The organism is Streptomyces sp. NPDC052036, assembly GCF_040680495.1.
In the GTDB taxonomy this organism is placed as follows: domain Bacteria; phylum Actinomycetota; class Actinomycetes; order Streptomycetales; family Streptomycetaceae; genus Streptomyces.
Genome location: NZ_JBFAWW010000006.1, coordinates 1 through 16,156, shown reverse-complemented (window position 1 = coordinate 16,156; position 16,156 = coordinate 1). Strand labels below are relative to the sequence as shown.

Annotated in this window: 14 protein-coding genes; 11 read left to right on the top strand and 3 right to left on the bottom strand. The window is 72.1% G+C overall.

Annotated features, from left to right (window positions below; translation table 11 throughout):
- Positions 1–130: 130 nt before the first annotated feature.
- Complete coding sequence (locus tag AB0L95_RS11320) at positions 131–1,885, top strand: hypothetical protein (protein WP_365160464.1); 1,755 nt, start codon at positions 131–133, stop codon at positions 1,883–1,885.
- A gap of 200 nt (positions 1,886–2,085) precedes the next feature.
- Here AB0L95_RS11320 and AB0L95_RS11315 read toward each other — a convergent pair whose 3' ends face one another.
- On the bottom strand, positions 2,086–2,934 hold the full coding sequence (locus AB0L95_RS11315; RefSeq protein WP_365160461.1) for a hypothetical protein: 849 nt from the start codon (positions 2,932–2,934) through the stop codon (positions 2,086–2,088).
- 71 nt (positions 2,935–3,005) lie between these two features.
- On the opposite strand from AB0L95_RS11315, the gene AB0L95_RS11310 reads away from it, so the two are divergent.
- The 4 genes from AB0L95_RS11310 (at position 3,006) to ilvD (ending at position 7,620) form a co-directional block, all read left to right on the top strand.
- The gene (locus tag AB0L95_RS11310; RefSeq protein ID WP_365160458.1) at positions 3,006–3,938 is read left to right on the top strand and encodes a Ppx/GppA phosphatase family protein; all 933 of its coding nucleotides are present in this window, start codon (positions 3,006–3,008) and stop codon (positions 3,936–3,938) included.
- A gap of 110 nt (positions 3,939–4,048) precedes the next feature.
- Positions 4,049–4,873 carry a sugar phosphate isomerase/epimerase gene (locus AB0L95_RS11305; protein WP_365160455.1) on the top strand — a complete coding sequence of 275 codons (825 nt, stop codon included), beginning with the start codon at positions 4,049–4,051 and terminating at the stop codon, positions 4,871–4,873.
- Positions 4,874–4,889: 16 nt separating this feature from the next.
- Positions 4,890–5,537, top strand: a complete 648-nt coding sequence (locus AB0L95_RS11300) for a TetR family transcriptional regulator (protein WP_365160452.1) — start codon at positions 4,890–4,892, stop codon at positions 5,535–5,537.
- 229 nt (positions 5,538–5,766) lie between these two features.
- Positions 5,767–7,620, top strand: coding sequence for a dihydroxy-acid dehydratase (gene ilvD / locus AB0L95_RS11295; protein ID WP_365160449.1), 1,854 nt, complete (start codon positions 5,767–5,769; stop codon positions 7,618–7,620).
- Positions 7,621–7,692: 72 nt separating this feature from the next.
- Here the strand turns inward: ilvD and AB0L95_RS11290 are convergent, their stop codons facing one another.
- Positions 7,693–9,861, bottom strand: a complete 2,169-nt coding sequence (locus AB0L95_RS11290) for a serine/threonine-protein kinase (protein ID WP_365160447.1) — start codon at positions 9,859–9,861, stop codon at positions 7,693–7,695.
- Positions 9,862–10,043: 182 nt separating this feature from the next.
- Between AB0L95_RS11290 and AB0L95_RS11285 the strand changes: the two genes are divergently transcribed.
- From AB0L95_RS11285 to proC, 6 genes are all read left to right on the top strand, one after another.
- Positions 10,044–10,361 (top strand): SH3 domain-containing protein, encoded by a 318-nt coding sequence (locus AB0L95_RS11285; protein WP_365160445.1) that lies wholly within the window; start codon positions 10,044–10,046, stop codon positions 10,359–10,361.
- 48 nt (positions 10,362–10,409) lie between these two features.
- Positions 10,410–10,901, top strand: a complete 492-nt coding sequence (locus AB0L95_RS11280; protein ID WP_365160442.1) for an EamA/RhaT family transporter — start codon at positions 10,410–10,412, stop codon at positions 10,899–10,901.
- Positions 10,902–10,998: 97 nt separating this feature from the next.
- Positions 10,999–11,775, top strand: coding sequence for a class I SAM-dependent methyltransferase (locus AB0L95_RS11275; RefSeq protein ID WP_365160439.1), 777 nt, complete (start codon positions 10,999–11,001; stop codon positions 11,773–11,775).
- Positions 11,776–11,922: 147 nt separating this feature from the next.
- A complete protein-coding gene (locus AB0L95_RS11270; protein WP_365161002.1) occupies positions 11,923–12,762 on the top strand; it encodes an ABC transporter ATP-binding protein in 840 nt (279 codons plus the stop codon).
- Entirely contained in the window at positions 12,759–13,532 is a 774-nt protein-coding gene (locus tag AB0L95_RS11265; protein WP_365160436.1) for an ABC transporter permease, read from the top strand. The genes AB0L95_RS11270 and AB0L95_RS11265 overlap by 4 nt, the downstream gene beginning before the upstream one ends.
- 110 nt (positions 13,533–13,642) lie before the next feature.
- The gene (gene proC / locus AB0L95_RS11260; RefSeq protein ID WP_365160433.1) at positions 13,643–14,452 is read left to right on the top strand and encodes a pyrroline-5-carboxylate reductase; all 810 of its coding nucleotides are present in this window, start codon (positions 13,643–13,645) and stop codon (positions 14,450–14,452) included.
- Positions 14,453–14,496: 44 nt separating this feature from the next.
- Here proC and trpS read toward each other — a convergent pair whose 3' ends face one another.
- Positions 14,497–15,495 carry a tryptophan--tRNA ligase gene (gene trpS, locus AB0L95_RS11255; protein ID WP_365160430.1) on the bottom strand — a complete coding sequence of 333 codons (999 nt, stop codon included), beginning with the start codon at positions 15,493–15,495 and terminating at the stop codon, positions 14,497–14,499.
- Between the last annotated feature and the right edge of the window lie 661 nt (positions 15,496–16,156).

Sequence of the window (16,156 nt, the reverse complement as noted above, 5' to 3'; positions counted from 1 at the left end):
AGCGCCGGCGCGCGCTGGGCCCGCCGCACCCGCTTCTCGTGGCCCGTTTTGAGGGATCGTTTCACCCGTACGGAGTAAAAGTGCGCAAGGTGGAAGAAGGTGCAGCCTGTGGGCGCCTACGGTCGCACAGGTGATGAGCAGCAGGCCGGAGACTTCCACGCACGCCACCGGCGCACGCCCAGCGCGCAACGACGCTCGCAAGCGGGGGAGCGTGCCTCGCGGTGGCAGCGCCCGCAGCACGGCACAGCGCCCTCCCGCGCGATACGAGCCCTACCTCGACGGCCTGTTCACCTACTGCCTGTCCGTGTTGTGCGACCACGACACGGCGACGGCCGCCCTGGGGGACGCCCTCACGCTCGCCGACCGCCGCGGCACCCGCGCCCCGGACACCCCCGAAGACTGCCGTGCCTGGCTGTACGCGCTGGTCCGTTGGTCCTGTCTGCGCCGGCTCGCCGAGGCCCGGCGCCGCCGCCAGGCCGGTCACGCCGCGGGGCGCGACCGCGGTCCGCGCGGGTACCGGGAGGCCGACGACCGGCGCGCCGCCGAGGCGATCGCCGGTGCCTCCGCACCCGAGGGAGCCGTCCCCGAGGAGATCCGGCAGCAGCGCAGACAGGAACTCGCCCAGCTCGCCTGGCCCGAGGCGGCCGGTACGACGCCCGAGCAGCGGGAGGCGCTGGAACTCGCCGTGCGTCACCAGCTCACCGCCCAGGAGGTCGCCGCCGTCCTCGGCATGGACCTGGCAGCCGCACGGGAACTCCTCGCCTCCGCCGCCTGCGAGGTCGAGCGCACTCGCGCCGCGCTCGCGGTCGTCGAGACCGGCTCCTGCCCGAGCGTCGCCCGCCTGACCGACGACCACCAGTTCGTGCTGAGCGCCACCCTGCGCCGCGAACTCGTCCGGCACGTCGACGACTGTCCCCGCTGTCGTCGCACCGCCGAGCGGGCGGTCCCCGGTGCCTGGCCGGGCACCAGCGTCACCCCCGCCGCGCTCCCCGTCCTCGAGGCTCCGCGCGCGGCCCTGCACGCCGCGATGGCGCACGTCCCCCGCGCGCGTGGCGGTGCTCCCCGCTTCGACCGGCGCGGCTTCCCCATGGACCCCAAGGACCACGCGGCGCGCCGCGACCGTCTACGCGCGCGTGCCGTCACGACGACCGTCGTCGCCGCCGTGGTCGCGGCCCCCGTCATCGCCCTGTGGGCGGCCTACCGCGGTGCGCCCCTCACCGGCGAGGGCACCGACGGCCGCACGGTCACCGCGCGCGAGCTGCACGACTCCGCCGTGCTCGGCGGCACGGGCTCGGACGGCTACGAGAACGCGGGCAACGCGCGTACGAGACCCGGCGCCCGCTTCGGCAAGGACGGCCGCCAGCCCGATGTGTCCGTCGAGGTCATCGGGGTGCGGACGGGCGCCCGGGAAGCGGGGCACCTCACAGTGACGGCGGCGGGCGACGGCACCACGACCCTCGTCACGCTGACCGCGTCGGGCAGCGCGCCGGTCTCCTGGTCGGCGTCCACCGGAGCCTCCTGGCTCTCCCTCAGCCAGACGTCCGGAACGCTCGCCCCGGGGGCGTCGATCACGGTCCGGGTGTACGTCGATCCCCTGCGCGAACCGTCCGGCCCCTGGCACGCGCGCGTGACGGTGGCACCCGCGGGCGTCGTGGTCTCGATCGACGGCTACGGGACGGCGGTGCCGCCCGACCCGCGCCCCACCCCCGTGCACACCGGTCCGTCCGCCCCCGTACCGAGCGATCCGCCCACGTCCGACCCCGGACCCACGCCCGGCGACCCGACGCCCACGGACCCGCCGACCACGGACCCGCCGCCCTCCCAGGACCCCCCGGCCTCGACCCCGCCGCCCGCCGGGAGCGCCACCCCGAGCCCGTCCTCGTAGGCCCGGCCACCACAGACGTAGGACAACCCACCCCGCAGCGCACGGGGCACCCACCTCACGCGCACGGGCCCTCACGCGCACGGGCCCTCACGCGCACGGGCCCTCACGCGCACGGGCCCTCACGCGCACGGGCCCTCACGCGCACGGGCCCCCGTACACGCGGGGCCCTTGCACGCACGGGGCGAAACCCGCCGCTCAGTTCACTCCACCGGATCGGCAGGATGCGGCGCCACCAGCGGCAGCTGCGACGCCAGGCGCTGCTCGCACAGCCCGACCAGGCGGTCGTACCCCGCCTTGCCCATCAGCTCGGTCAGCTCGGCCCGGTACGAGACGTACACCGGATCGCCCGCGCCGTGCGCCGACGTCGCCGACGTGCACCACCAGTGCAGGTCATGGCCGCCCGGGCCCCAGCCCCGGCGGTCGTACTCACCGATGGACACCTGCAGTACCCGCGTGTCGTCCGGCCGGTCGATCCAGTCGTACGTCCGCCGGATCGGCAGCTGCCAGCACACGTCCGGCTTGGTCTCCAGCGGCTCGCGGCCCTCCCGCAGCGCCAGGATGTGCAGCGAGCAGCCCGCGCCGCCCGCGAACCCGGGCCGGTTCTGGAAGATGCACGAGCCCTGATAGGGGCGGGTCTGGCGGGAACCCTCGTCGTCCACCGAAACCCAGCCGGTCTCCATGCCCACGTCATGGTTCTGCCAGATCTCCGGCGTCAGCCGTGCGACGTGTTCGGCCACCCGCTTCTCGTCGTCCTCGTCCGAGAAGTGCGCGCCCAGCGTGCAGCAGCCGTCGTCCGCGCGGCCCGCCTGGATGCCCTGGCAGCCGCTTCCGAAGATGCAGCTCCAGCGCGAGGTCAGCCATGTCAGATCGCAGCGGAAGACCTGTTCGTCGTCGGCCGGATCCGGAAACTCCACCCACGCGCGCGCGAAATCGAGCCCCTTCTCGTCGCTCACGCTCGGGGCCTTCTTGGAGGGGGACGCCTTCGCCTGCGGAGAATCCTTCGATCCCTTGGAGGATTTGTCGGACTTCGCCTTTTTCGTCTTTGGCACGCATCCAGGGTAAGTGGCTCCGGGCCGCTTCAGGGCCTGAGGATCGTCGTACTGGCAGTAGCGTTCCGTACATGAGACTCGGTGTCCTCGACGTGGGTTCGAACACAGTGCATCTGCTGGTGGTGGACGCGCACCCCGGCGCGCGCCCGCTGCCCGCGCACTCGCACAAGGCGGAACTGCGGCTCGCCCAGCTGCTCGACGGCGACGGCGCCATCGGCCCCGAAGGGGTCGACAAGCTGATCGCCGTCGTCCGCGACGCCCTCCAGGCCGCCGAGGACAAGGGCGTCGAGGACCTGCTGCCGTTCGCCACCTCCGCGGTGCGCGAGGCGAGCAACGCGGACGACGTGCTGGCCCGGGTCAAGGAGGCCACAGGCGTCGAGCTCCAGGTGCTGACCGGCGCGGAGGAGGCGCGGCTGACCTTCCTCGCGGCCCGCCGCTGGTTCGGCTGGTCCGCGGGCAAGCTGCTCGTCCTCGACATCGGCGGCGGCTCGCTGGAGATCGCCTACGGCATGGACGAGGAACCCGACGCGGCGGTGTCGCTGCCGTTGGGCGCGGGCCGGCTCACCGCGTCCTGGCTCCCCGGCGATCCGCCGGATCCCGCGGACATCAGGGCGCTGCGCCGCCATGTGCGGACCGAGATCGCGCGTACGGTCGGCGAGTTCAGCCGCCTCGGGGTGCCCGACCACGTCGTCGCCACCTCCAAGACCTTCAAGCAGCTCGCCCGCCTCGCCGGCGCGGCGCGTTCGGCCGAGGGCGTGTATGTGCAGCGCGAGCTGAAGCGGGAGTCCCTGGAGGCCTGGGTGCCGCAGCTCGCCGGGATGACGGCCGAGCAGCGCGCGGACCTCCCGGGCGTCTCCGAGGGCCGGGCGGCCCAGCTCCTCGCGGGCGCGCTGGTCGCCGAGGGCGCGATGGACCTGTTCGGTGTGGAGGCCCTGGAGGTCTGTCCGTGGGCCCTGCGCGAGGGCGTGATCCTGCGCCGCCTCGACCACATGGCAGCGGGCTAGGCAATCCCTGGGGGCCCAAGGGGGTGCCGTGCGGCGCTGTGCGCCTTGCCACATCCCGCCCTGAGCGGCCGCCCCTCCATGCCAAGGCGACGCCCCGTACCCTGTCCCTCGTGGCAGAACCAGTGGTGCGCATCCCGGATGCGAAGGTCGCCCTGTCGACGGCCTCCGTCTATCCGGAGTCGACGGCGACGGCCTTCGAGATGGCCGCGCGCCTCGGGTACGACGGGGTCGAGGTCATGGTGTGGACCGATCCCGTCAGCCAGGACATCGAGGCGCTGCGCCGGCTCAGCGACTACCACCAGATCCCCGTTCTCGCTGTTCACGCACCCTGTCTGCTGATCACCCAGCGGGTGTGGTCCAGCGACCCCTGGGTCAAGCTCCAGCGCGCCCGCAGGGCCGCCGAGAAGCTCGGCGCGGGCACCGTCGTCGTTCACCCGCCCTTCCGGTGGCAGCGGCAGTACGCCCGCGACTTCGTCAACGGCATCTGGCGCATGGCGAACGAGACGGATGTGCGGTTCGCCGTGGAGAACATGTACCCCTGGCGCTACCGCGACCGCGAGATGCTCGCCTACGCCCCCGACTGGGACGTCACGAGGGACGACTACCGCCACTTCACGATCGACCTGAGCCACACCGCCACGGCCCGCTCCGACGCCCTGCAGATGCTCGAACGCATGGGCGACCGCCTCGGCCATGTCCACCTCGCCGACGGCAACGGCTCCAACAAGGACGAGCACCTCGTCCCCGGCCGCGGCGTCCAGCCCTGCGCAGAGGTCCTGGAGCGGCTCGCGCTCACCGGCTTCGACGGATACGTCGTCATCGAGGTCAACACCCGCCGCGCGATGTCCGCCGCCGAGCGCGAGGCCGATCTCGCGGAGGCGCTCGCCTTCACACGTCTGCACCTCGCGTCCGCCGCGAAGGTGTCCCGCGGGTGAGCGGGGTGGTCCGTCCGTGACCGGGACCACCGGACCGGCCGGGTCGACGGGCGCGGGTCCCGTCCGCCGCGGCAGGGGACGGCCCAGCCGCAGGGAGACGGAGGCGGCCCCCGCCACCCGGGACCGCATCCTGGAGGCGGCCCGCGAGGAGTTCTCCGAGCGCGGCTACGAGAAGACGTCCGTCCGCGGCATCGCCAAGGCCGCGGGGGTGGACTCCGCGCTCGTGCACCACTACTTCGGCACCAAGGAACAGGTCTTCGAGGCCGCCATCGAGCTCGCCGTCGCGCCCGCCCTGAGCGCGCCCGACGCGCTCGCCGAGGGCCCCCGCGACGCCGTCGGCGAGCGCCTGACCCGTTTCTTCTTCGGCGTCTGGGAGAACCCCGTGACCCGTACGCCCCTGCTCGCGATCGTCCGCTCCGCCGTGAACAACGACACCGCGGCCGCCGTCTTCCGCCGGCTGATCGTCGAGCAGCTGCTGCGCCGCATCTCGGGGCAGCTCGGCCTCCCCGACGCGGAGCTGCGTGCCGAACTGGCCGCCGCGCAGCTGGTCGGGGTCGCGATGCTGCGGTACGTGATCAAGGTGGAGCCGGTGGCGTCGGCCGACCTGGAACAGCTGGTGGCGCGCCTGGCGCCGGTGGTGCAGGGGCATATGGCCAACCCCTGAGACACCCCTGCCACCGCAACAGACGCCCCTGCCACCGCAACCCGGCCCGGAACACGCCCGCCCCAACACGCCCGCCCCGGACCCCACGCAGCGGCTCTTCCGAGTCGGATCCCCGCCCCCGCCGGGTTCCTGAAACACCCATCCCGCATTCCGGACGGTCGTGTCCGTCCCTTGGAGCACCGGCGTACGCTCGACATGAGCTGAGAACTCTCCGAAGGAGCGAGCCACGATGCCCGAGCTGAGGTCCCGCACAGTCACCCACGGCCGCAACATGGCGGGCGCCCGCGCCCTGATGCGTGCCTCCGGTGTACCCGGTGCGGACATCGGACGGAAGCCGATCATCGCGGTCGCCAACTCCTTCACGGAGTTCGTGCCGGGCCACACCCACCTCCAGCCGGTCGGCCGGATCGTCAGCGAGGCGATCCGGGAGGCGGGCGGCATCCCGCGCGAGTTCAACACGATCGCCGTCGACGACGGCATCGCGATGGGTCACGGCGGCATGCTCTACAGCCTCCCCTCCCGCGACCTGATCGCGGACAGCGTGGAGTACATGGTCGAGGCCCACTGCGCCGACGCCCTGGTCTGCATCTCCAACTGCGACAAGATCACCCCGGGCATGCTGATGGCGGCCCTGCGCCTGAACATCCCGACGGTCTTCGTCTCGGGCGGCCCGATGGAGTCCGGCCGCGCCACCCTGGTCGACGGCACGGTCCGTACGCTCGACCTGGTCGACGCGATCTCCGACGCCGTGAACGACAAGGTCTCCGACGAGGACATCCTCCGCATCGAGGAGAACGCCTGTCCGACCTGCGGGTCCTGTTCCGGCATGTTCACGGCCAACTCGATGAACTGCCTGACCGAGGCGATCGGCCTCTCCCTCCCCGGCAACGGCTCGGTCCTGGCCACCCACACGGCCCGCCGGGCGCTGTACGAGAACGCGGCCCGCACGGTCATGGACCTCACCCGCCGCTACTACGAGCAGGACGACGAGACCGTCCTGCCCAGCAGCATCGCCACCTTCTCGGCCTTCGAGAACGCGATGGCCCTCGACATCGCGATGGGCGGCTCGACCAACACGATCCTGCACCTGCTGGCCGCCGCCCAGGAGGCGGGCGTCCCGTTCGGCCTCGCGGAGATCGACGAGGTCTCGCGCCGGGTGCCGTGCCTGGCGAAGGTCGCCCCGAACGTCGCCAAGGACCGTACGTACTACATGGAGGACGTGCACCGCGCCGGCGGCATCCCGGCCCTCCTCGGCGAGCTGCACCGCGCGGGCCTGCTGAACGAGGACGTGCACGCCGTCCACAGCCCGTCCCTCGGGGACTGGCTCAAGACCTGGGACGTCCGCGGCGGCTCCCCCTCCCCCGAGGCGGTCGAGCTGTGGCACGCGGCCCCCGGCTGTGTCCGCTCCGCCGAGGCGTTCTCCCAGTCCGAGCGCTGGGAAGCGCTGGACGTGGACGCCGAGAGCGGCTGCATCCGGTCGGCCGAGCACGCGTACTCCCAGGACGGCGGCCTCGCGGTCCTCAAGGGCAATCTCGCGGTCGACGGCTGTGTGGTGAAGACGGCCGGCGTCGACGAGTCGATCTGGACCTTCGAGGGCCCCGCGGTCGTCTGCGAGTCGCAGGAGCAGGCCGTCGAGAAGATCCTCACCCAGCAGGTCAAGGAGGGCGACGTCGTCGTCATCCGGTACGAGGGTCCCAAGGGCGGCCCGGGCATGCAGGAGATGCTGTACCCGACCTCGTATCTGAAGGGCCGCGGCCTGGGCAAGGCGTGCGCACTGGTCACCGACGGCCGCTTCTCCGGCGGCACCTCGGGCCTGTCGATCGGTCACGCCTCTCCGGAGGCGGCCTCGGGCGGCACGATCGCCCTGGTCCGGGACGGCGACCGCATCCGCATCGACATCCCGAACCGCACGATCGACCTGCTGGTGTCCGACGACGAGCTGGACACCCGCCGCGCCGCCCTGAACGGCGTGTACGCCCCCGCGGACCGCGGCCGCAAGGTCTCGGCCGCCCTGCGTGCCTACGCCGCGATGGCGACGAGCGCGGACAAGGGCGCCGTGCGCGACGTGTCGAAGCTGGGCTGAACCGCCTGACGGAGCCGGGCTGACCGGCGACGTACGAGGGGGCCGCTCCTTCGGGAGCGGCCCCCTCGCATGTCACCAGAGCGACGGGTCACGTCCGTCCACACCGAAGACGGTGCCGTCGGGGGCGCCCGCGTAGACATGACCGTCGACGATCACGGGCTCCGGCAGCGCGGCCGTCACCCGGTCGGCATGGGGGCCGAGGCGCGGCCGGGTCTGGCCGAGAAGCCGGCCGTCGCCCGCGTCGAAGGCGAGCAGCCGTCCGTCGGCGGCGGTGAAGTAGACGTGCCCGCCGTCCTCGACCGGCGCCGAGCCGCGGCTCACGGACGTCTCGACACGCCAGAGCGGTCTGCGCCGGTCCATGTCGACGGCCTCCAGCGTGCCCCCGGCGGCCAGCAGATGGACGACGCTGCCGTGGACGGTGCCATGGGCGTCGTCCAGGGGGAAAGGCAGCGCGACGGCGCGCGTCGACCTCGACTCGGGGGTGTAGCGGACCACGGCTCGGGTGCGCCCGTAGACCGGGTCCTTGGAGAGGAGGAAGACGGACCCGTCCGCGCTGCCGAAGGGCGTGAGGTTTCCCTTCATACGGGCGTCCCAGCGCACGTCACCCGTCTCCGCGTCCACCGCGGTGATCCGCGTGTCCGACCCGTCGTCGGATGTGCTCACGGCGTACGCCAGCGGGTCCCCCGTGAACGAGGTGAAGTACGGCATGCTCTGGCCGGGGATCCGGTGGCTCCACTCGGTCTTTCCCGTGGCGTTGTCCACGCCGGTGACCGTCCCGTCGGTGCCGGTGAGCAGGAGCATGCCCCCTGCCTGCCGCATCCCGTTGTAGGCGGGCATCTCCCGGTGCCAGCGGGTCCGGCCCGACCCGGGGTCCAGCGCCTCCAGGGGCTGGATCCGGGCCGGCAACGGCTGGACGAGACCGCCCGAGAGGACCGGGGGTCCGCTGCGGAAGGCCGCGTCGTACCTGTGCCGCCACACCAGGGAGCCGTCGGACGGGTCGAGGGCGAAGACCAGACCGGACTGTCCGCACAGCAGCTTGTCCGCACCGTAGGAGCACTGCGGCACGGCACTGTCCCCGGACGCGGGCCTCGCCTCCCAGGTGCGGAACGCGGCCAGCGAGGTGCGGGGACCGGCCGGAGCGGAGCCGCCGTCGTCGAGCAGCCGGACGACGGTCCATGCGCCGCCCACCACGAGACTGAACGCTCCCGCCACCAGAGCCATCCGGCCGAGCAGGCCCCGGGGCCGCCGGCCCGGTCTCCCGGCACGGGACTCGGGCGGCGGCTCACCGCTCGGCATGTCAGCCGCGGTGTCACCAGGCGCGTCACCGGGAGCGTCGTGCGACAGGTCACCCGGAGTGCCGCTCTGCGTGTCATCGCTGCGCTGCGCCGGTATGAAGGCCTGGGTGTCGTACGACGCCGCCACCGACCGCAGTTCCCGCATCAGCTCGTCGGGCGTGGGCCGGTCCTCGGGCTCCTTGGCCAGACAGCCCATGACCAGCGGCGCGAGGCTCTCCGGCACACCGGTCAGATCCGGCTCGTCGTGCACGACCTGGTAGGCGACGACATACGGACTGTCGGAGTCGAACGGTCCACGGCCCGTCGCCGCGTGCACCAGGACGGACCCGAGCGCGAAGATGTCGGCGGCCGGACCGACCTCCCTCGGCCGACGGAACTGCTCGGGCGCCATGAACGGCGGCGTGCCGATCAACTTGCCGGTCTCCGTGCGCAGTTCGCTGTCCTTCGGCCGGGAGATACCGAAGTCGATGACCTTCGGGCCGTCCTCGGCGAGCAGCACGTTGCTCGGCTTCAGATCCCGGTGCACGACCCCGACCCGATGGATGTCGCGCAGCGCCTCGGCGAGCCCGGCCATCAGCCGGCGCAACTGGGCCGGCGCCATGGGCCCGTTCCGCTTCACATGGTCGGACAGGGTCGGACCGGGGATGAACAGCGTGGCCATCCAGGGCCGCGCGGCCTCGGGGTCGGCATCGACGACGGGCGCGGTGAAGGCACCGCTCACCCTCCGGGCGGCGGCCACCTCCTGCCGGAAACGCCCCCTGAACTCCGGGTCCTTGGCGAACTGGGCGTGTACGACCTTCACCGCGAGCTTCAGCCCCGAGGTGCTCCGGGCCAGATGCACCACACCCATGCCACCGGAGCCGAGACAGGACTCCAGAGGATAGTGACCGGCGTACTCGGGAAGTTCCGCTTCCGCGCCCGCTCCGGTGTTGTGCTGTGGCGCCATTGGACCACCCCCGTGACTGTTTCGTCCGCGCGCGCGACGCACGGAGCCTAGTCGATGACTCGTGCGAGTCAGAGGCGGCTTGCTAGCCTCCGCGGGCGTGTCACACCTGTGTTTCGCGACGTGACGCGGGGGAATGAACGGGACCCCATGACGATCATGGGGCTCAACGGGGGAGGTATTCCATGTCTGTCGACCAGGTCGGAGAAGCCCAGGACGGCGGCGTGACGGAGTCCGTCGCGGCCGCCGCGGCCGTGCGCTACTACTCGGTGGCCCCGGGCGCCCGGCTCAACGTCCGCAGCGGCCCCGGCACCGGCTACGGCGTCGTCCGGATCCTGCCCGAGGGCGCCAAGGTGCCGATCTACTGCCAGACGCCGGGCACGACGGTCACCGGTCCCTACGGCACGAGCAACATCTGGGACAGCATCGACGCCGGTGAGTACGTCGCGGACGCCTATGTGCACACGGGCAGCGACGGCTACGTCGCCTCCCGCTGCGGCTGAACCGGACCGGGGCGGGGTCCTGCCTGCCGCCGGGGTGATAATCGACGCGTGAACGACGAGAACGGCACTCCGGACACCCCGCGCGGACCCCGTCCCGAACCGATCCGCTTCTTCGGTACGACCTGGGTGGACCACGACGGCGGCTACGGCGCCCGCCGCGCCGCGGTGGCCGTCGGCTCCCTCCTGGTCGCCGCCGTCTCCGTCCTCGTGCTGCGCTTCGCCTACCAGGGCCTGCAGATCGCCGACGTCGGCACACCCGTGACCGTGCTGGTCGTGGTGATGTTCGCGGTCTGCAGCGTGCTGGCGTTCGGCCACACCTGGGAAGCCTTCGGCAAGCGCCCCGACCCGGAGCGCCGGTCCTCCCTCCGGGGCCTGCTCGCGATCGGTTTCCTCGGCTCGCTGCTCGCCTACTTCGTCCGTTCGCTGACCGAGGCCCCCGGCGAGAAGCTGCACCGCGAGGAGTACGACAAGGCCCACGCCGCCCACCAGAAGCGCGCGAAGCGCCGCACGGGGAACCCGGCCCGCAAGCGCCGCTCCTGACCGGCGGCCCACCGCCCCCTCCCGGGACCCGGTACAGGGGGACCCGGGACCCGGGAATCCCGCTGTGCCGGCACCCGAGGCGCGCCACCATGGACGCATGACCGCGCCCTCCAGCTCCCTGCGAGCCCACTCGTTCAATGCCGCCGCGGCCCAGTACGCCGCCAACCGCCCCTCCTATCCGCCCGCCCTCTTCGACGCGCTGGAGGAACTCGCCGACCGCTCCCTGACCGGCGCCCGGGTCGTGGACGTCGGCGCGGGCACCGGCATCGCCACCGCCCTCCTGCGGGCCAGGGGCGCACAGGTCCTCGGGATCGAGCCCGGCGACGGTATGGCGGCCCAGTTCCGCCGCACCCTCCCTGACGTCCCGCTGCTGCGCGGCGACGGAAACGCCCTCCCGCTCGCCGCAGCCTCCGTCGACTTCCTCACCTACGCCCAGTCCTGGCACTGGACCGACGCCGCCCGTTCGGTCCCGGAGGCCCTGCGCGTCCTGCGCCCGGGCGGCGCGCTCGCGCTGTGGTGGAACATGGACGCCCCGGACGTGCCCTGGATCACCGCGCAGGCGGAGCGCATCAAGCGGTACTTCGGCGCCGAGGACGCCACCAAGAACGGCGCCGGCGGCACACGTACCGAACTCGCCTTCAAGGGCGCGCCCGAGGTCCCGGCCCACACCCACCGCGTGGTGCGCTGGAGCCGTAGGGTGCCCGTCGACCTCCACCTCGCCAACATCGGCAGCCACTCGCTCTTCCTCGTCCACGGCGAGGAGGGCACCCGCGCCTTCCTCGCCGAGGAACGGGAGCGCCTCCTCGACGCCTTCCCGGACGGCTTCGTGGAGGAGGTCTACGACGTCGAACTGATCGTGGCCCGACGTCCGTAGCCCCAAGCCGTCCGCCCGAGCAGGACCCAAGCCGCCGCGCCCGTGCGCCCGCACCGGCCGGCGGCTTTGCCGCGTCGACTCCAGGGCCCCCGCCGGAACGTGCCGCCCCTTGACGACCGGACCCGTCCGCGCCATATTCATCGCATGATGAATAATCGCCGGGCGCACCCGCCCGGCCCCGAGACGCCGGCACCCGCTCCCACCGCTCCCGCCGCACTCACCGCACCCGCCGTCCACGCCGACCGGCTCACCGTCCGCCGTGGCACCCGCACGGTCCTCCGCCATCTCGGCTTCACCGTGCCCCGCGGCCGGATCACCGGTCTGCTCGGCCCGTCCGGCTGCGGCAAATCGACCCTCATGCGGGCGATCGTCGGCACCCAGGCCAAGGTCGCCGGCACCCTGGAGGTCCTCGGCCTGCCCGCCGGCTCCGCCCCCCTGCGCTCCCGGATCGGCTACGTCGCCCAGGCGCCCTCCGTCTACGCCGACCTGACGATCCGCCAGAACCTCGACTACTTCGCCGCGATCCTCGACCCGGGCCGCGCCGCCGCCGACCGCCGCCACCACAACGTCACCCGGGCCATCGCCGACGTGGACCTCACCTCGCACGCCGACTCCCTCGCCGGCAACCTCTCCGGCGGCCAGCGCAGCCGCGTCTCCCTCGCGGTCGCACTGCTGGGCACCCCGGAACTCCTGGTCCTCGACGAACCCACGGTCGGTCTCGACCCGGTCCTGCGCCGCGACCTCTGGGCCCTCTTCCACCGCCTCGCGGCCGACCGCGGCGCCACCCTCCTCGTCTCCTCGCACGTCATGGACGAGGCCGAGCGCTGCCATCGCCTCCTGCTGATGCGGGAGGGGGAGCTGCTCGCCGACGACACCCCGGAGGCCCTGCGCACCCGTACCGGCGCGGAGACGGTTGAAGAAGCGTTCCTGTGCCTGGTGGACGAGGCGGCGGAGCAGCGGACGGCAGGAAAGGAGACGGTCCGATGACCATCGCCACCGCCCACCCGGCCGGGAGGGCCCTCACCGTCTCCCGCGCGACGGCCACGGCCGCCCGCGTGCTGCGACAGCTCCGCCACGACCCGCGCACCATCGCGCTGATGCTGGTCGTCCCGTGCCTGATGCTGGTGCTGCTCCGCTATGTCTTCGACGGCAGCCCGCGCACCTTCGACTCGATCGGCGCCTCGCTCCTCGGGATCTTCCCGCTGATCACGATGTTCCTGGTGACGTCCATCGCGACCCTGCGCGAACGCACCTCCGGCACCCTGGAGCGCCTCCTCGCGATGCCCCTCGGCAAGGCGGATCTGATCGCGGGCTACGCCCTCGCCTTCGGCACGCTCGCGATCATCCAGTCCGCCCTGGCCACCGGACTGGCGGTCTGGTTCCTCGGCCTGGACGTCACCGGCTCGCCCTGGCTGCTTCTGCTGGTGGCGCTGCTCGACGCCCTGCTCGGCACGGCCCTCGGCCTCTTCGTCTCGGCGTTCGCGGCCTCGGAGTTCCAGGCGGTCCAGTTCATGCCGGCGGTGATCTTCCCGCAACTCCTGCTCTGCGGCCTCTTCACCCCCCGCTCGGACATGCACCCGGTGCTGACGGCGCTCTCCGACGTGCTGCCGATGTCCTACGCGGTGGACGGCATGAACGAGGTCCTCCGCCATACGGACATGACGACGACGTTCGTCAGGGACGCCCTGATCGTCGCGGGCTGCGCACTCCTGGTGCTCGGACTGGGAGCGGCGACCCTCAGGCGACGCACGGCATAGCGGCGGCGCGGGACGGGGCCGGTGTCCCGCCCACCGGACGACCCGCCTCGCACGCCCACCCCGGTGCGAGGATGAACCCGGACGACGCAACCCCCGGAGGGCACCGCACCATGACCCAGAAAGTCGCAGTCCTCGGCACCGGAAAGATCGGCGAGGCCCTGCTCAGCGGAATGATCCGAGCCGGCTGGGCCCCCGCCGACCTCCTGGTCACCGCCCGACGCCGGGAACGGGCCGAGGAGCTCCGCAGCCGCCACGGCGTCACCCCGGTCTCCAACGCCGAGGCCGCGAAGAGCGCCGAGACCCTCATCCTCACCGTCAAGCCCCAGGACATGGGCACGCTCCTCGACGAACTCGCGCCGCACATCCCCGCCGACCGCCTGGTCATCAGCGGCGCCGCCGGCATCCCCACCTCGTTCTTCGAGTCACGCCTCACCGCCGGCACCCCGGTGGTCCGCGTCATGACGAACACCCCCGCCCTCGTCGACGAGGCCATGTCCGTCATCTCGGCCGGCAGCCACGCCACCGAGGCCCACCTCTCCCACGCCGAGGAGATCTTCGGAGCCGTCGGCAAGACACTCCGCGTCCCCGAGTCCCAGCAGGACGCCTGCACCGCCCTGTCCGGCTCGGGCCCGGCGTACTTCTTCTACCTGGTCGAGGCCATGACCGACGCCGGCATCCTGCTCGGCCTGCCCCGCGACAAGGCCCACGAGCTGATCGTCCAGTCCGCGATCGGCGCGGCGGTCATGCTCCGCGACAGCGGCGAGCACCCGGTGAAGCTCCGCGAGAACGTGACCTCCCCGGCCGGCACGACGATCAACGCCATCCGCGAACTGGAGAACCACGGCGTACGAGCGGCCCTGATCGCCGCGCTGGAAGCGGCCCGCGACCGCAGCCGCGAGCTGGCGTCCGGCAACAGCTGACGGGCCTGCCCACCGCCGGGGGACCGGCGGTGGGCAGCGAACCCTCACCCGGCCGGCAGCAACCCGATCGCCCGGTACGCCGCGTCCACCTGAGGCCGGGCCATCCCTCTGGCCCGCTCCGCACCGGCCCGCAGCACCCCGTCCACATACCCGGGGTCCGCGCACAGCTCCTTGTGCCGCTCCTGCACCGGCCGCAGCAGCTCTACGACGGCCTCCGCGGTGTCCTTCTTCAGGGCGCCGTACGAGTCGTAGGCGCCGCTCAGCTTCTCGGGGCCGCCCCCCTCACAGGCGGCCAGGATCTCCAGCAGGTTCGTCACCCCGGGCCGGGTCTCCCGGTCGTACACGACGTCCGAACCGCTGTCCGTCACGGCCCGCATGATCTTCTTCCGCACCACGTCCGGCTCGTCGAGCAGATAGACGATCCCCGGCCCCGAGTCGTCGGACTTCCCCATCTTCGAGGTCGGGTCCTGCAGGTTCATGACCCTGGCCGCGACCGGGGGGCGGGTCGCCCGGGGCACCACGAATGTGTGCCCGTAACGCTGGTTGAACCGCACGGCCAGATCCCGGGTCAGCTCCACATGCTGGGTCTGGTCGTCTCCCACGGGTACCTCGTCGGCCCCGTACGCCAGGATGTCCGCCGCCATCAACGCGGGATACGTCAGCAGCGACAGCCGCACGCTCCCGCCCCGCTCCCGTTCCCGCGCGGACTTCTCCCGGTACTGGATCATGCGCCGCATCTCGCCGTCGGTGGCCACGCACTCCAGCACGTACGACAGCCGCGCGTGTTCGTCCACATGGCTCTGCACGAACACGGTGCACAGATCGGGGTCGAGTCCCGACGCCAGCAGCAGCGTCGCCCCCTGGCGACTGAGCCTGCGCACCCGCGCCGGATCGTGGTCCACGGTCAGTGCGTGCAGATCGACGATGCAGAAGAGGGCGTCGGACTGGTGCTGGTCCACGTCGGCCCACCGCCGCATGGCGCCCAGATAGTTGCCCAGCGTCAGGTGCCCGGTCGGCTTGACCCCGCTGAAGACCCGTGTCATCTCTCCACCTTCTGGTCGGGACCGCCGCTGCCGGCCGGCCGCCCCTGTGGAGGAGATACGAGAACGGCCGCCGAAGCGGCGGCCGTTGAGCGCATACGTGAGTCCGGCCGCCGTGTCAGGCGGCCCACCACTGCTGGGTGCACGTACGCGAAGTCATGGACACGAGACTACGCCTGCACGGGGCGGTACGGCACCGAGTTGACACACCCCAGGCCGATCCGTAAGGTTCTTCGGGTTGTCCGACGTGAGCGCCGATTCCGGTCGGTCCCCGGACAGCCATTCCGTAGGTACCTACCGATCATCGGCGTCATAGCGCTGTGTGCTTCGGTGCGCGTATTTTCGGAATGAGGAATCCGCGTTCGAAGCTTTTGCGAGGACGCAGCCCCCGATTAGCTCGGGAGCGAGGAATCCGCTAAAGTCTCACTCGTCGGAACGGCCCAAGGGCCGGGAGGACAACCCCGGTTGACCGGGGGTCAGGACCAGAGGAGCTCGGAAAGAGCCCGAGGGGATCTGATAAAGTCAACACCGCCGGAAAGGGAAACGCGGGAGCGGGAACCTGGAAAGCACCGAGGAAATCGGGTCGAGAAAAGATCTGATAGAGTCGGAAACACCGAAGGGAAGCGCCCGGAGGAAAGCCTGAGAGAGTCTCTCGGGTGAGTAC

What these genes read in the sequence shown, in the direction of transcription:
- AB0L95_RS11265 (WP_365160436.1), top strand. Translation starts at nt 12,759, where the DNA reads ATGACCATCGCCACCGCCCACCCGGCCGGGAGGGCCCTCACCGTCTCC.
- AB0L95_RS11285 (WP_365160445.1), top strand. Translation starts at nt 10,044, where the DNA reads ATGTCTGTCGACCAGGTCGGAGAAGCCCAGGACGGCGGCGTGACGGAG.
- AB0L95_RS11290 (WP_365160447.1), bottom strand. Translation starts at nt 9,861, where the DNA reads ATGGCGCCACAGCACAACACCGGAGCGGGCGCGGAAGCGGAACTTCCC.
- AB0L95_RS11275 (WP_365160439.1), top strand. Translation starts at nt 10,999, where the DNA reads ATGACCGCGCCCTCCAGCTCCCTGCGAGCCCACTCGTTCAATGCCGCC.
- AB0L95_RS11270 (WP_365161002.1), top strand. Translation starts at nt 11,923, where the DNA reads ATGAATAATCGCCGGGCGCACCCGCCCGGCCCCGAGACGCCGGCACCC.
- ilvD (WP_365160449.1), top strand. Translation starts at nt 5,767, where the DNA reads ATGCCCGAGCTGAGGTCCCGCACAGTCACCCACGGCCGCAACATGGCG.
- proC (WP_365160433.1), top strand. Translation starts at nt 13,643, where the DNA reads ATGACCCAGAAAGTCGCAGTCCTCGGCACCGGAAAGATCGGCGAGGCC.
- trpS (WP_365160430.1), bottom strand. Translation starts at nt 15,495, where the DNA reads ATGACACGGGTCTTCAGCGGGGTCAAGCCGACCGGGCACCTGACGCTG.
- AB0L95_RS11310 (WP_365160458.1), top strand. Translation starts at nt 3,006, where the DNA reads ATGAGACTCGGTGTCCTCGACGTGGGTTCGAACACAGTGCATCTGCTG.